General features: G+C 70.5%; 16 protein-coding genes and 2 pseudogenes. 8 read left to right on the top strand and 10 right to left on the bottom strand.

Features of this window, described 5'->3' with window-relative positions; translation table 11 throughout:
* Positions 1 to 219: 219 nt before the first annotated feature.
* The 4 genes and pseudogenes from AB0P17_RS04465 (at position 220) to AB0P17_RS04450 (ending at position 2919) form a co-directional block, all read left to right on the top strand.
* On the top strand, positions 220 to 543 hold the full coding sequence (locus AB0P17_RS04465; RefSeq protein WP_365807496.1) for a hypothetical protein: 324 nt from the start codon (positions 220 to 222) through the stop codon (positions 541 to 543).
* Positions 527 to 958 carry an Rrf2 family transcriptional regulator gene (locus AB0P17_RS04460; protein WP_365807494.1) on the top strand — a complete coding sequence of 144 codons (432 nt, stop codon included), beginning with the start codon at positions 527 to 529 and terminating at the stop codon, positions 956 to 958. The genes AB0P17_RS04465 and AB0P17_RS04460 overlap by 17 nt, the downstream gene beginning before the upstream one ends.
* Before the next feature lie 99 nt (positions 959 to 1057).
* Positions 1058 to 1617: pseudogene (locus AB0P17_RS04455) on the top strand (SDR family oxidoreductase).
* Between the two features lie 267 nt (positions 1618 to 1884).
* Entirely contained in the window at positions 1885 to 2919 is a 1035-nt protein-coding gene (locus tag AB0P17_RS04450) for an aminoglycoside phosphotransferase family protein (RefSeq protein ID WP_365807493.1), read from the top strand.
* Between the two features lie 35 nt (positions 2920 to 2954).
* Here AB0P17_RS04450 and AB0P17_RS04445 read toward each other — a convergent pair.
* Positions 2955 to 3326: pseudogene (locus tag AB0P17_RS04445) on the bottom strand (VOC family protein); the annotation flags it as partial.
* Positions 3327 to 3470: 144 nt separating this feature from the next.
* Here AB0P17_RS04445 and AB0P17_RS04440 point away from each other — a divergent pair.
* The gene (locus AB0P17_RS04440) at positions 3471 to 4853 is read left to right on the top strand and encodes a serine hydrolase domain-containing protein (protein ID WP_365807492.1); all 1383 of its coding nucleotides are present in this window, start codon (positions 3471 to 3473) and stop codon (positions 4851 to 4853) included.
* A gap of 110 nt (positions 4854 to 4963) precedes the next feature.
* On the opposite strand, the gene AB0P17_RS04435 is transcribed toward AB0P17_RS04440, so the two are convergent.
* Genes AB0P17_RS04435 through AB0P17_RS04415 form a run of 5 tightly spaced genes read right to left on the bottom strand, consistent with a single transcriptional unit; the run spans position 4964 to position 7534 of the window.
* A complete protein-coding gene (locus tag AB0P17_RS04435; protein WP_365807490.1) occupies positions 4964 to 5137 on the bottom strand; it encodes a hypothetical protein in 174 nt (57 codons plus the stop codon).
* A complete protein-coding gene (locus tag AB0P17_RS04430) occupies positions 5125 to 5595 on the bottom strand; it encodes a hypothetical protein (RefSeq protein ID WP_365807488.1) in 471 nt (156 codons plus the stop codon). The genes AB0P17_RS04435 and AB0P17_RS04430 overlap by 13 nt, the downstream gene beginning before the upstream one ends.
* Before the next feature lie 54 nt (positions 5596 to 5649).
* Complete coding sequence (locus AB0P17_RS04425) at positions 5650 to 6102, bottom strand: GNAT family N-acetyltransferase (RefSeq protein WP_365807486.1); 453 nt, start codon at positions 6100 to 6102, stop codon at positions 5650 to 5652.
* Positions 6103 to 6143: 41 nt separating this feature from the next.
* Positions 6144 to 7001 (bottom strand): GNAT family N-acetyltransferase, encoded by an 858-nt coding sequence (locus tag AB0P17_RS04420; protein WP_365807485.1) that lies wholly within the window; start codon positions 6999 to 7001, stop codon positions 6144 to 6146.
* 5 nt (positions 7002 to 7006) lie between these two features.
* Positions 7007 to 7534, bottom strand: a complete 528-nt coding sequence (locus AB0P17_RS04415; RefSeq protein WP_365807483.1) for a DUF2269 domain-containing protein — start codon at positions 7532 to 7534, stop codon at positions 7007 to 7009.
* Between the two features lie 85 nt (positions 7535 to 7619).
* Between AB0P17_RS04415 and AB0P17_RS04410 the strand changes: the two genes are divergently transcribed.
* Positions 7620 to 8270, top strand: coding sequence for an HAD-IB family phosphatase (locus AB0P17_RS04410; RefSeq protein ID WP_365807481.1), 651 nt, complete (start codon positions 7620 to 7622; stop codon positions 8268 to 8270).
* Positions 8271 to 8587: 317 nt separating this feature from the next.
* Positions 8588 to 10504 carry a globin domain-containing protein gene (locus tag AB0P17_RS04405; RefSeq protein ID WP_365807480.1) on the top strand — a complete coding sequence of 639 codons (1917 nt, stop codon included), beginning with the start codon at positions 8588 to 8590 and terminating at the stop codon, positions 10502 to 10504.
* A 73-nt stretch (positions 10505 to 10577) separates the two neighbouring features.
* On the opposite strand, the gene AB0P17_RS04400 is transcribed toward AB0P17_RS04405, so the two are convergent.
* The 4 genes from AB0P17_RS04400 to AB0P17_RS04385 all read right to left on the bottom strand — a co-directional run bounded on the left by AB0P17_RS04400 (position 10578) and on the right by AB0P17_RS04385 (position 13872).
* Positions 10578 to 11057 (bottom strand): NUDIX hydrolase, encoded by a 480-nt coding sequence (locus AB0P17_RS04400; RefSeq protein WP_365807478.1) that lies wholly within the window; start codon positions 11055 to 11057, stop codon positions 10578 to 10580.
* A 63-nt stretch (positions 11058 to 11120) separates the two neighbouring features.
* Positions 11121 to 12014, bottom strand: coding sequence for a LysR family transcriptional regulator (locus AB0P17_RS04395; RefSeq protein WP_365807476.1), 894 nt, complete (start codon positions 12012 to 12014; stop codon positions 11121 to 11123).
* A gap of 323 nt (positions 12015 to 12337) precedes the next feature.
* Positions 12338 to 13483 carry a cystathionine gamma-lyase gene (locus AB0P17_RS04390; protein ID WP_365807474.1) on the bottom strand — a complete coding sequence of 382 codons (1146 nt, stop codon included), beginning with the start codon at positions 13481 to 13483 and terminating at the stop codon, positions 12338 to 12340.
* An 8-nt stretch (positions 13484 to 13491) separates the two neighbouring features.
* Positions 13492 to 13872: a phage holin family protein gene (locus tag AB0P17_RS04385; RefSeq protein ID WP_365807472.1), complete on the bottom strand. Its 381-nt coding sequence runs from the start codon at positions 13870 to 13872 to the stop codon at positions 13492 to 13494.
* A gap of 14 nt (positions 13873 to 13886) precedes the next feature.
* On the opposite strand from AB0P17_RS04385, the gene AB0P17_RS04380 reads away from it, so the two are divergent.
* Positions 13887 to 14204 carry a cupin domain-containing protein gene (locus AB0P17_RS04380; protein WP_365807470.1) on the top strand — a complete coding sequence of 106 codons (318 nt, stop codon included), beginning with the start codon at positions 13887 to 13889 and terminating at the stop codon, positions 14202 to 14204.
* Positions 14205 to 14331: the final 127 nt, after the last annotated feature.

Here is a 14331-nt window from a genome sequence, read left to right as displayed (position 1 = left end):
TGACACGACGCTGAGACAGCAGGCAGATGACACGACGTGAGACAGCCTGAAGACGCCCAGGTCACCGCGACGCTGCATGACACAGAGGCTGAGAACCTACAGGCAGGCAGGCGTTTGCGCGCATGCGGCAGGACGGGGCTTCCTGGGTGCGCCACTCCGAGGAACCGGCGTCGTACGTCGGGTCATGACCGGCAAGGAGCCGGGGGAATCCCTGCCTGCATGTCGCGCCCGGCTCAGCCCGACCGACGTGGGGCTGTCCCTTTCGCGGACCCCCTGAGCATGGCCCGGTTCCCGTTCCGCGACCCCGCGGCCCGCGAACTGTTCGCCGACCGGCACGCCGTGGCCCGTGACACCGTCGCCACGCTGCGGCCGGCTCATGGCCATGAGCGCGACGGCCCGCGCATGCGCGCCCTGATCGACGGCCTGCGCGCGCAGCAAGACCAAGACCTTCCACCACCCGCCCAGGTCGGTCGCCGAGACAGTCATAACTGTTGTTGTTACAACACGATGGGAGGTGATGGACCGCATGGGGGCCAACAGTAGGCTGACCGTCGCCGCGCACGCCCTGACCTGGATCGGGCTGTATCAGCGCAGCGGTCATGAGGTCGCGACTTCCGAGCAGATCGCGACGAGCGCCAACACCAACCCGGTGGTGATCCGCCGCCTGCTCGCCCAACCGCGCAAGGCCGGCCTGGTCGACTCGCGAAGAGGCGCCGGCGCCGGCTGGACGCTGTCACGAGACCTGCCGACGATCACCCTGCTCGATGTCTACGAAGCGGTGGAGCCGGGGCCGATCTTCGCCCTGCACCCGGCCATGCCCGACCCCGAGTGCGTCGTGGGGCACGGCATCGCGCCGGTACTGGGCGTCGTCTACGACGGGGTCGAGAGTGCTCTGCGTACGGAACTGGCGAGGACCACGCTGGACGATGTGCTGCACGACGTACTGAAAGCCACCTAGTGCCCCTCCCGGCAAGCTTTGCCCCGTCGCAAACATTGCCGGTCGCGGCACTAGTTTTGACCGCGGTCCCACCGGGCCGTTACCGGGGCCTCCACCGGCATCGGCCTGGCCATCGCCCGCCGGTTCGCCGCCGAGGGAGCCACCGTCTACCTCACCGGTCGCCGCAAGGCCGAACTGGAGAACGCCGTCGAACAGATCGACGGCCGCGCCATCGGCATCCGGAGCGATGTATCGAAACTCGACGACCTCGACCGGCTCTTCGCCGAGGTCACCGAGCGCAGCGGTCATCTCGCCGGCGCCTCGGTGATCCTGCTCTCCTCCAGCGCGGCACCGCGCGGTGTCCCGGGCCTGGGCGTCTACGCCGCCACCAAGGCCGCGATCCGCAGCCTCGCCCGTACCTGGGCCGCCGAACTCGCCGACCGTGGCATCCGAGTCAACGCCCTCACCTCTCGGCCCCGTCACCGCCCCCCGGCGCCGATGAACTGCGGGCCGCACTCCCGCGAGACGACCAGGCCGCCGAGCCCGCCGCACCGACCCCACTCGGACGAATCGGCCGTCCCGACAAGGTCGCCGCCACCGCTCTCTACCTGGCCGGGGACCAGAGCTCCTTCACCACTGGCGCGGAACTGTTCGTCGACGGCGGTGCCACCCAGCTTTAGGTTGTCTTTCGAAAGTCCCGCCTGGCCCGCAACCTGTTCGGCCACACCGCCGTCACCCAGGCGCTCCTGCCCGCGCTGTGCGCGGCAAAGGCCGTGTGATCAACATCAGTTCGGTCGGCGGCAAACAGCGGCCCGCTCCGCCGGGAGGTCGCGCCGCCTACACCGTCGGGTGGGGACACGCCCGATGTGAGACAGGGCCTGGGGCGAGGCGGGACCGGATCAACGAGCCGCCGGAGCAACTGTTCCTTGCCGGGGGAGGATGACCGCATGGCGTCGCGACTGGAGTTCGGTGAGAGCGTGTGGGCGGAGCTGGGGCGGCCGGTGGGCGCCCGTCGGCTGGAGAGCAGTCCGCGTTCGCGGGTGTGGCGGGTCGGGCTGGCCGGGGGATCCGCGGTGGTCAAGCAGGTGGTGGAGGGGCCGGACGCGGACGAGCGGTATGCCCGTGAGCTGACGGCGTTGCGACTGGCGGCGCGGGTTGATCCGCCGGTGGTCCCCGCGGTGCTGGGGGCGGATCCCGAGGAACGGGTGCTGGTTCTGGAGGATCTGGAGCATCTGCGCCCGCCGGGTGACTGGGTGGTGGCGTACGCGGGCGGGCTGGCGCGGTTGCACGCGGCCACCGGTCCCGGGGACGCGGGGGCGCTGCCGCGATGGGCCGGGCCGACGCGGGGGGATGTGGCGTCGTTTCTGGCGTTGACGGAGTCGCTCTCCGTCCCTGTGGCGCGTGAGGTACCTGGTGAGCTGGACGCCTTGGTGGCGCGGCTCGGCAGTCTGCCCGGGGGCGCGTTGCTGCACGGGGATCCGTGCCCAGGCAATGACCTGCACACCGCCGCGGGTGTTCGGTTCATCGACTTCGAGCAGGCATCCCTGGGCAGCGGCCTGGTGGAACTGGCGTATCTGCGGATCGGGTTTCCCACCTGCTGGTGTGTGACCGAGGCGTCCGCGCCGCTGTTGGAGCGCGCGGAGGCGGAGTATCGCTCGGTGTGGCGGGCGGAAACGGGGCGCGAGCTGGAGGGCGATGTGGTGGACGCGTGTGTGGGCTGGTTGCTGCGGGGGGACGCGCTGGTGGAGCGGGCGTTCCGCGGGACTGCCGACCATCTGGAGCGGGTTCCGGACGAGGACTGGACCTGGGGCACCGCGACCGCGCGGCAGCGGCTGGTGCACCGGCTGGGTGTGGTCGGACGGGCGGCTTCGGGCCGGCCCGGTCTGGGGGCAGTGAGCCGTCTCTCTCTGGATCTGCGCGCGCGTATGCGCGAACTGTGGCCCGGGATACGGCCGTTGCCGTCGCGACGCCCGGAGGGCTGACCGGTTGGGTGGGGGCGCTGGGGGCGGACGGGTCAGGCCGCTCGTTCGGCCGCGTTGCGCTCCACGCAGAATTCATTGCCCTCGGGATCCGCGAGGGTCACCCAGCCCGAGCCGTCGGGGCGACGGCGGTCGGCCACGAGGGTGGCGCCCAGGGCGAGGATGCGTTCCACCTCTTCGTTACGGGTGCGTTCCTGGGGCTGGAGGTCGAAGTGGACCCGGTTCTTGGCGATCTTTTCGTCGGGAACGGCGATGAACAGCAGGGTGACGCCTCGCGCTTCGAGGAGCGCTTCCGAGTCCCCGGGCAGATCGTCGTCGGCGAGGGAGGCACCGAGGACCTTGCCCCAGAAGGTGCCGAGGGCGTAGGTGTCGCTGCAGTCGATCGATATGTGATGCACGAGAGAAGTCATACGGGCCACAGTGGTGACAGTCGGCGGTGCTTGTCCAGCAGATTTTGAGGCTGCGCCCGGTTCCTGGCGGCATGGGACGGCGGGGGTTTCGGCGGACCGCGAAAAGTGGTCGACGCGGTGATGTGGCGCGGGTAGATGTGGTTCATGACCACACCCAGGGAAGAGTTGTTGCCCGGTACACGACGGGCCTTGCTGCATCGTGTCGCTGTCGCGCAGGCGGAGGCGCGGGTGCCTTCGGTGGTTGCGGCGGTGGCGCGGGACGGGCGGATGGTGTGGTCGGGGGCGCGGGGCTCCGTGGACGGGCAGGAGCCGGATGCCGGTACGCAGTACCGGATCGGGTCGATCACGAAGACCTTCACGGCTGTGCTGGTGCTGCGGCTGCGCGACGAGGGGCTGATCGGTCTCTCGGACCCGCTGGAGAAGCACCTTCCGGGCACGGGGGTGGGTGAGGTCACCGTCGCGCAGCTTCTGGACCACAGTGCGGGGCTCGCCGCGGAGAGTCCGGCTCCGTGGTGGGAGCGGACGCCGGGTGAGCTGCGCCCCGGGCTTGCGGATGTGCTGGGTGAGCGGCCGGTGGTGCACCCCGCGGGGCGGCGGCACCACTACTCCAATCCGGGGTTCACGCTGCTGGGTTCGCTGGTCGAGGCGGTACGAGGGGTGCCCTGGGCTGAGGCTCTGAGGCGAGAGGTTCTTGAGCCGCTGTCCATGGACCGCACGACGCCGCAGCCGGTCGCGCCGGCCGCCGGCGGCTGGGCCGTGCACCCGTGGGCCGACGTGATGCTGCCGGAACGGGTCGAGTCTCTGGGGCTGATGGCGCCCGCGGGGCAGCTGTGGTCGACCGCTGCCGACCTCTGCCGGTTCGCGGGATTTCTCGCGGAGGGCGATGAGAAGGTCCTGAGTGCGGCATCCGTGGCGGAGCTGCGCACGCCGTCCGTGGCACCGGAGACGGGTCAGTGGGACGGCGGCTACGGCCTCGGGACGCAGCTGATGCGGCACGGCGACCGGACGCTGGTGGGGCATACAGGGTCGCTGCCAGGATTTGTCGCCGGTCTGTGGGCGAGCGTGGCGGACGGGGTGGCGGCGGTGGTGCTGGCCAATGCCACGTCGGGGCTGGCGTCCGGTTCGGTGGCGGCGGAGCTGATCGGGATCGTGGCGGACGCGGAGCCACGAATCCCGGCACCCTGGAAGCCGCTTCCCGAGGTGGACCAGGAACTGCTGGCGCTCACCGGGCCGTGGTACTGGGGTACGCAGGCGGTCGGGCTGAAGCTGACGGCGGACGGCGGGCTGGAGCTGCGCCCGTTGCGCGGTGGCGGGCGGGGTTCGAGCTTTGTCCCGGCGGGCGACGGCGGCTGGACAGGGCTCGACGGCTACTACGCGGGGGAGACCTTGCGGGTGGTACGGCGTCCCGATGGATCCGTGAGCCATCTCGACCTCGGCTCGTTCGTCTTCACCCGGGGGCCGTACGAGCCGGGTGACGCGGTTCCCGGCGGGGTGGACTCGGGGGGCTGGCGCGGGCTCGACGGATAGCGCCGATGGTGATGTTTCACGTGAAACCGGACGCTCCGGCCGAAGGGCGGTAGACTGCGATCGGGCCCGAAGCCGCAAGCGCGAATTGCGACTTCGGGCCTTGTCGTTGGTCAGTTGCGGAACGCCTGGAGTTTCGCGCCTCCGTTCCATGCCTCCAGCAGACCCCGGTGGACGGCGGTCATGTCGGCCGCGTCGGCGTCCGCGGGCGCGACGGGGTGCCGGGCGAGGGCGTCGGAGATGCGGGTGTCGATCCACTCCTTGAGCCTGTGGATTAAGTTATCCACAGGCTCAAGGAGTGGCTCCGCTCGCTGTCGAGCAGGTACGTACGCACCTGACGTGCGACGATGCTGTCGCGGAGCAGCATCGCGATGTTCAGGACGGCGCGGCGGGAGAAGATCCCGAGGGAGCGGCTGCGGGACTTGAGCCCACAGACTTGCTTGAAGTAAGTCAGTTCCTCGCCGCTGAGAACGCGGTATCCGCTGGCGTGGAGCTCGCTCCGGTGGTCGTGGATGACGGCCCAGATCGCGTTCTCACTGACCTCGAAGTAGGCGGCGACGTTCTTGGTCGTGGCATGCAGGCCGTCCGGTGACAGGGCCAGTTCTTTGACTCTGTCGAGGACTCGTCGCGTTCCGCGACGCTTGCGCGCAGAGAGCTGGACTCCAGCAGGGCCATCTCGTCGAGCATGTGATCCGTCTCCTCCTGGCCGTACGGCCCGTGGGAGGGGCGGGATCCAGATGGGCATATGTCCCGCCCCCTTGCCGGGGGCAACGAGCCGGATCGGATAAGGATGCGGTTTTCAGATACTCAGTTTGAATCCGAGGTGGGAGGCAGTGAAGCCGAGCCGCTCGTAGAAGCGGTGCGCGTCGGTGCGGGTGGCGTCGGAGGTCAGTTGGACCAGTTGGCAGCCCTCGCGGCGCGATACGTCGATCGCCCATTCGATGAACCGGGTGCCGAGGCCGCTGCCGCGCTCGTCGGAGTGGACCCGTACCGCTTCGATGAGGGAGCGGGTGGCACCGCGGCGGGAGAGCCCGGGGATGATGGTGAGCTGGAGGGTTCCGATCACACGGTGGCCGCGGGCGCCGACGACGAGGTGCTGGTTCGGGTCGGCGGCCAGCCGGGCGAAGGCCGTGGTGTAGGGAGTCAGGTCGTCGGGCGACTCGCGCTGCGCGCCGAGCGCGTCGTCCGCCAGCAGGGCCACGATGGCGGGGATGTCGTCGGGGACCGCGGGCCGTATCTCCAGGTCGTTCATGGTCGGCAGCGTACGCCGCCGGGTGTCGCCGGGGTGAGCGGTCAGCCCGTGGCCAGGGTCAGTGGTGCGAAGCGGCGGGCCCGGTCGCCGGGCAGGTCGCGGAGGCCGTACGTCATGAGCGTGGTGCGGTTGGCGGGTTCCAGACCGTGTTCTTTCAGCCAGGTCAGCAGCCCTTCGTCGCGTACGTCGACGGAAGTGCGCAGCGGCCGGTCCGGGCCGGGGGCGAGGGCGGAGATCAGGGCCTTCGCGGTGTCGGTGTCCCGGGCGACGAGGGGGCCGACGACATCGGTCGCCGGGGTGGGCCAGGCCGCCGCGTAGCCGGTGATCGTGGAGGCTTCCTCGGCGACTGCGAAGCGTTCGGCGAAGGCGGGGAGCCGGGCGAGAAGATGGGTGCGGTCCGCTCCGAAGACCTCGTTGTCGAGGCGGACGATGGCGGGCAGGTCGGCGGCGGTCGCGGGCCGCGTCGCCGGGGGCGGTGTGCCGGGGCCTGCGGGCCGGAAGCGGCCGAGGACGGTCTCGACGGTGCCGATGCCGGTGAAGCCGAGCCGTTCGTAGAGCGGTCTGCCGTGGGGCGTGGCGTAGAGGACGAGCGGTGTGGTGCCGGCCTCGCGCAGGACATGGGTCATCAGGCGTTGGCCGAGGCCCTGACGGGCGTACCGGCCGGCGACGAGGAGCATACCGACGGCGGCGAGTTCACGGCCGTAGGAGGTGACGACGCAGACGGCGGCCAGGCCCTTGCCGTCCGGGTCGTCGATGCCGTGGCCGGCGCCCGCCGACAGGAGCAGGCCCCATCGGTGCTCTTCGCGTGCCCAGTCACGGTCTTCGGCGAGGTCCGCGCAGGCCGTGAGATCTCTCATGGTCAGGCGCCGGATGGGCAGTGCGGAGTGCGGTGTCGGCATGGGGATCAGGCTGTCGGAGCCGGTGATCGTTCGTCCACCGTTTTACGGGAAGTGGCCAGGACTCGGAGGCGTCGGCCGCGGCGAGTGAGCCCCCAGGGCTTGAGGACGGAGATGGCTGTCATGAAGAGGTAGGCGGTGGAGGAGACGACGGGGGCCGCGACGAGGCTGAGGTCGGGCTGCCCGTCGGCCGCGGCCTGGTGGATGTTCGGCCGCAGCGCGAAGACGGTCGCCGAGAGCGTGACGAGAGTCAGCCAGAACTTGATCCGGACCCAGTGGTGACGCGCCAGGCCCCAGGGGGTGCCGAGGGAGAGCAGTACACCGCTGACGAAGGCGAGCAGGGCGAGGGGGACGATCAACCAGTCGGCGACGATCTGCATCGCGCGGTAGGCGGCCTGTGTGATGACGGGGTCTTCTGTGGTGTAGGCGGCGATACCGAGGGCCAGCAGACCGAGGGCGAGTCCCAGCCAGCTCACGGAGACGATGACGTGGAGGGTGAGGAGGGCCCGGCGCGTGGGCCGCTTGAGTTGTTTCACGTGAAACACGGTGCCTGGCGGGTGGATCGCGGGCGTCTGCCCACGGGAGTAACCGCACGTACTAGCCTCGGCGTACATGGCGAGTATGGCGAGCACGGCGAGTCCACCCAGGCTTCATCTCTTCGACCTCGATGGCACGCTCATCCGTGGTTCGGCCGCCGCGGTGGAGATCTCCCGGCAGTTGGGGGTGGGTCGCGAGATCGCTGAGCTGGAGCGGGACTTCGTCTCTCGCGGGCTGCCGCCGGACGAGTTCGCGGTACGGGCCCGGGAGCTGTGGGCCGAGCTGACGGTGGAGCAGGTGGCGGCGGCCTTCGAGGGTGCTCCCTGGCTGTCGGGAATCCGTGAGGTGTGGGGCGACATCCGGAAGAGAGGTGATTACTGCGCTGTTATCTCCCTCTCGCCTGATTTCTTTGTTTCGCGGCTGCTGGACTGGGGTGCGCACGCCACGCATGGTTCGCGGTGGCCGGCTCTGCCTTTCACCGAGCCGGTGGAACGGTCGGGCATTCTCAATCCCGCCGCGAAAGTGAAGATCGCGAACCGGCTGTGTGCAGAGTTCGGGGTGGGGCTGGACCGCTGTGTTGCCTATGGTGATTCGATGTCCGATGCGGAGATCTTCACGGTGGTGCCCTGTGCCGTGGCCGTGAATGCCGATCATCACCTGTCGGGGCTCGCCACGTACACGTACGCGGGAGACGATCTGCGCGAGGTCTATGAACTGGTGAGCCTCCAGCAGTAATACTCTGATCCGGAGGTGCCGTGGAAACGCGGCGGGGATCCGGCGATTGAGTGCGGGAGCGATGCACCCTAACGGTAAATCCAGTGTGGATGCCCGAACTTCACGCTCTTTGTCCGCTGTGGTGACATGGCCTGCCATGCTGCGACGACGGGCGTTGCGCGCTGTGCCGTATTCCCGTGCTTCCTGTCCCCACGGGGGCTGAGGCGGGGGGTGGGGCGGGCTGTCGGCAGTCCGAGTCAGAACGGGGAATTGCCTGCGTATTCCGGACCAGCGGAGGTGCGCAGACCGACCGAAAGATGTTCGAGGCGAGGCACACGATGGACGCTCCGACCACCACGTCGGCTGACAACGGCACTCCCGGGGACGACGGCGGCTCCGGGGAGCGCGCGGGCGGCGGTTGGTTCTCCCCTCGCCGGGCGCCGAGCGGCGAGGGCCGGCCGGACCCGACGGCGTCGGGCGGTGCCGGGGAGGCGGCGGGCCGGGACCGAATACCCGCCCAGGGCCGTACCTTCGCCTCGCTGCGCCCGGTGGGCTCCGGCGGGACCCGTACAGCGCCGCCGTGGCGCGACGGCCCGGCCGCCCCGGGCCAGGGGCCCGGTACGGAGCAGCCGTCGCCCGCGCAGCCGTTCCCCGTGGACGAGAGCGTTCCCGACGCGTTCCGGCCGCGGCCCAAGGGGACGCGCGCGGGGGAGGGTCCCGCGGCCCATCCGCAGGTCTCCGAAGGACCCGGGACGACGGCCGGCGGGATCGGCGGCCCCGTTTCCGCGGCCGCCGCAGAGGCGGCCGTACGCTCGGCCGCCGCGCGCCCCAGCCCCGTACCGCCGTACGCCGACGACGCCGTACGGCACCATCCCGTGCAGCCCGAGTACGAGCGCCCCCCGGGCGACGAGAGCGTCACTGCGGGGCCCGAACCGGCTGACGCCGAGCGGGCCGCGGAGCCATCCGGTGGTGAGCAGCGTGTGCAGGATGCCTCTGCGGCCGCCGCTCCGCCGCCGCAGGTGCCCGTGTCGGCGGCGCTGCCGCCCGAGGCGCCCGCCACCGCCCCGGCGGCCCCGGCGGGGCAGCCGTCGGTCGTGCCGCCCGCGCCCGCGGCGCCCGACCCGAACGCCTCGCCGGACGCGATCCTCGTCCGCCGTACGCTGGCCGAGGTCGCCCCGGTGGCCGATCAGCTCACCTCGTACTTCTACTCGCTGCTCTTCGTGCGCCATCCCGATCTGCGCGGCTTGTTCCCGGTGGCGATGGACGCGCAGCGCGACCGGCTGCTCAGGGCGCTGCTGACGGCCGCCGAGCACATGGACTCACCGGCCGTTCTCACGGACTATCTCCGGCAGCTCGGCCGTGGACACCGCAAGTACGGCACCCAGTCCGCGCACTACCCCGCGGTTGGTGAGGCCCTCATGGGCGCGCTGGCGCGTTACGCCTCGGCCAGCTGGGACGAGGAAACCGAGGAGGCCTGGGTCCGGACGTACACGACCATCTCCCAGATCATGATCGACGCGGCGGCAGAGAACGAGCAGCACGCTCCGGCGTGGTGGCAGGCCGAGGTCGTCGCGCACGAGTCGCGGACCTCGGACATCGCCGTGGTGACGGTCCGGCCGGACCAGCCGTACCCCTTCCTCGCCGGGCAGTACACGAGTCTGGAGACACCGTGGTGGCCGCGGGTCTGGCGGCACTACTCCTTCGCGTCGGCGCCCCGCCCGGACGGTCTGCTGTCGTTCCACGTCAAGGCGGTGCCGGCGGGCTGGGTGTCCAACGCGCTGGTCCACCACGCGAAGCCCGGGGACGTGCTGCGTCTGGGGCCGCCGGCCGGTTCGATGACCGTCGACCACAGCACGGACAACGGTCTGCTCTGTCTGGGCGGCGGGACCGGTATCGCACCGATCAAGGCGCTCATCGAGGATGTCGCCGAACGCGGGCAGCGGCGTCCGGTCGAGGTGTTCTACGGCGCGCGCAGTGATCACGACCTGTACGACATCGAGACGATGCTGGAGCTGGAGAGCGCGCACCCGTGGCTTTCGGTGCGCCCTGTGGTCGCGGAGGGGCCCACGGCGGGGCTGACGGGGCGGCTCCCCGAGGCGGTGCGCGACCACGGTCCGTGGCACGAGTTCGACGCGTATCTGTCGGGGCCGCCCGGGATGATCCGCAGCAGTCTGGACGCGCTGCGGGGCGCGGGGATCCCCTCGGACCGGATCCGTCACGACTCTCTTGAGGAACTCGTCGCGGCGGCCACGTAGCACCCGGTCACGGAATGTCCGGTTCACGGCTCACGGCTCTCCCGGCCGGGGCGTGTCGGCCGGGGTCCGCCGGTCAGCCCAGGTCGGGGGCGTGCATCGCGCGCACGCCCTCGATGTTGCCGTCCAGGTAGTGGCGCAGGGAGAGCGGTACGAGATGGACGGCGGCGATGCCGACCCTGCTGAACGGCACCCGGACGATCTCGTACTCCCCGAGCGGCTCGTCGATCTCGGGGCCGTGCCGCAGGGAAGGGTCCATCGAGTCCAGCCGGCAGACGAAGAAGTGCTGCACCTTCACGCCGGTGACGCCGCCGTCGGCGATGTGCTCCACGGTGTCCACGAAGCACGGCACCACATCGATGATTTTGGCGCCGAGTTCCTCGTCCACCTCGCGGTGGAGGGCGTCGACGACGGTGGCGTCCGTTCTCTCGACCCCGCCGCCGGGTGTGAGCCAGTACGGATCCACTCCTGGCTTGGTCCGTTTGATCAGGATCAGGTCGTCGCCGTCCAGCAGGATGGCGCGTGCGGTGCGCTTGACCACGGGCCGTTCGGTCATGGGAAGAGGTTCGCCCGTCCCACCACTTCTGAAACTCCCGGCGTCGCTCCGGCTCGCCGCCGGTCACCACTCCACGGCGGCGCGCAGCAGCCACTCGTGCGCCCGTGCGACCGGCGGCAGGGCGAGGGTGCCGGTGCGCACGGCCAGGAAGTACGTGCGCAGCGGGGGGACGGGCGGGTCGAGCAGGGCGACGACCTCACCGCGCTCCAGGGCCGCCTCGCAGAGGTAACGGGGCAGGACTGCGAGCCCGGCGCCCGCCGCGGTGCACTCCAGCACGGCCCGTAGGTCAGGGGCGATCACGGTGCCCGCCGCCGCGGGCCGGGTCTCGAACACGGTGGCCCAGTAGCGGGAGACGAACGGCAGGGACTCGTGGACCTCGATGACCGGAAGCTGTTCCAGCACCACGATTCGCTCGCGCAGCACCTCGTGGCCGAGGCGGGCCGCCCAGCGGGGAGCCGCGATCAGGACGTGCTCCTCGTCGCAGAGCGGAGTCGAGGTGAGCAGCCCGCCGCGCGGCCGGGCGGTGGTGATGGCCAGATCATGATGTCCGGCGGCCAGCCCTTCCAGGGTTTCCTCGGAGTTTCCGAAGAACGAGGTGCGCAGTGCGAGGCCCTGGGCGGTGAGCGCGGTGAGCGCGGGTAGGGCACGCAGGGAGGTGAATTCGGGCGGGCCGGCGAGATGGAGCGTGCGTACGCCGGACTCCTCGTCGAGTCCGGTCTCGGCGATCTCGACCAGGGCGTCGAGGTGGGGTGCGGCGCGGTGCGCGAGTTCGTCGCCGATGGTCGTGGGGGTGACGCCGCGGGCCTGGCGGAGGAAGAGAGGGCGTCCGAGCTGCCGTTCCAGGGTCCTGATCTGGCCGGTCACGGCAGGTTGGGAGAGGCCGAGCAGGGCCGCGGCGCGAGTGAAGGAACCGGCGCGGTGCACGGTGACGAAGGTGCGCAGCAGAGCCAGGTCCATGTCCCGCTCTCCCGTCTCGAACCGCGCCTGCGCCCTGTCCGGACAGGGCCTCGCCCCCGGGGCGACCCCGCGTCGCCAACTATAAATAAGTCGATAGGCCGCTGTCGCTACTGTGATTGGACACTGACGCAGAGTCAACTAGCCTTGGTTAAATGGTTCTCCGCGCGTGGAACCTGGGACGGTCCGAGCCATGAGGGGGGAGGCTCGGACCGTCTCTTTCGTATACGGCCCCGTACGGCGAAAGTGGACGGCGGGCCGCCGTCGGCCCCTCCGCGGGCCGCCATCGGCCCCTGCCGCGTGCGGTCGGCGTCCGCCTCGTTCGGTCAGTGCCCCGCTTGCCGGCGCACCGTGTCGAGGGCGTTCAGGACGTCCGCGAGCAGGTCCTCGGGGTCCTCGGCGCCGACGGAGAATCGGATGAAGCCGTCCGGTACGGCGTCGCCGCCCCAGCGTCCGCGCCGCTCGGCGGTGGACCGTACGCCGCCGAAGCTCGTCGCCTCCTCCACGAGCCGCAGTTCGCCGAGGAATCGTTCCGCCTTGTCCCGGTCGGGCAGGACGAAGGAGACGACGGAGCCGAAGCGGCGCATCTGGCGCGCGGCGACGGCGTGCGAGGGGTCGCCGGGCAGCCCGGGGTGGCGCACGCCGCTGACGTCGTCGCGCTCCGCCAGCGCGCGGGCGAGGACCAGCGCGTTGGCGCACTGGCGCTCGATACGGAGCTGGAGGGTGGCGAGCGAGCGGTGGGCGAGCCATGCCTCCATCGGCCCGGGGATCGCCCCGACGACCTTGCGCCAGCGCCGCACCCCCGCGGCGAGTTCCGGGTCGCCGCTGGTCACGTGGCCGAGGAGGATGTCGCCGTGGCCGGTCATGCCCTTGGTGTCGCTGGCCACGGAGAAGTCCGCGCCGAGCTCCAGGGGCCGCTGGCCGAGCGGGGTGGCCAGGGTGTTGTCGACGGCGACGAGGGTGCCGCCGGCGTGCGCCTCGCGCACGAGCCGGCGGATGTCGCAGACGTCGAGACCGGGATTGGACGGCGTCTCGATCCACAGGAGGCGTGCCCCGGCCAGGACCTGGAGCTGGGCGTCGCCGCCGGTCGGCGCGGTCCGCACCTCCACGCCGTACGCCTCCAGCCGTTCGCGCAGCAGCGGAAGGGCCTGGTAGCCGTCGTCCGGCAGGACGATCGCGTCGCCGGCCCGGAGTTGGGAGAAGGCCACCGCGGAGATCGCGGCCATGCCGGAGGCGAAGGCGACGGTCTCGACGGATCCGCCGGGCGCCTCCAGTTCGCTGATGGCCTGTTCGAGATGGGTCCAGGTCGGGTTCTCGTCCCGGCCGTAGGTGTACGGGCCGGTCGGATCGCCCGGCAGGTGGAAGTGGGCGGCGAAGACCGGCCCGGGGAGGGTCGGTTCGTGCTTCACCGGCTCGGGCAGCCCGGCCCGTACGGCTCGTGTGCCGTCGCCGATGTCCGGAGAGTGGTTCATGGCCGGCCTCAGTCGCTGTCGTCGGGGAGCGCGACGTTCAGTGCCCATGACACCACGGAGATGACCAGACCGCCGAGCACGGCCGTCCAGAAGCCCTCGACATGGAAGCTCAGGCTCAGCTTCTCCGCGAGCCACGAGGTCAGTAGCAGCATCAGGGCATTGATCACCAGGGTGAACAACCCGAGGGTGAGTATGAACAGCGGCAGCGTCAGAAGCTTCAGCACCGGCTTGACGAGGAAGTTGACCAGCCCGAAGAGCAGCGCCACCAGGATCAGCGTCAGGGCCTTCCGGCCGGTGCTCTCGCCGGTGAGGGTGATGTTCTGGATAAGCCAGATCGCCACCGCCAGGGCCGCGGCGTTGGCGATCGTCTTGACTAGGAAATTCTTCATGGTCTGATCGTGGCATGAAGGCATTTCGACTGGATGAGCTGGAGGCGGAGCGTGCCGCCAACGACGGCGCGTATCTGCAGTTTGTAAGAGAACGCAACATGTCCGTGGGCCTGTACGCGCTGGACGCCGGCGCGACCGACCCGCAGCAGCCGCACCGGCAGGACGAGGTGTACTTCGTCGTCAGCGGACGGGCGTCGATCACCGTAGGGACGGAGACCACACAGGTCAGCCGTGGCAGCGTGGTCTATGTACCGGCCGGGACCGCGCACAAGTTCCACCACATCACAGAAGATCTGCGGGTGATGGTGGTGTTCTCGCCGCCCGAGGGATGACCCTCAGATGTGTCTCAGGGTCGGATCAGGGGAGAGCGGGGGCTGTGGGGCCACCGCGGGCGCTCCCGCGCCTCTAGCATCGAAGGCGTACAGCGGATACATCACGACTCGGTGAAGCGAGGTAGGG

It is taken from the genome of Streptomyces sp. NPDC088124, from assembly GCF_040685895.1.
Classification (GTDB): Bacteria; Actinomycetota; Actinomycetes; order Streptomycetales; family Streptomycetaceae; genus Streptomyces.
Note: the sequence above shows the minus strand (reverse complement) of the source record. Positions and strands in the feature narration are given on the sequence as shown.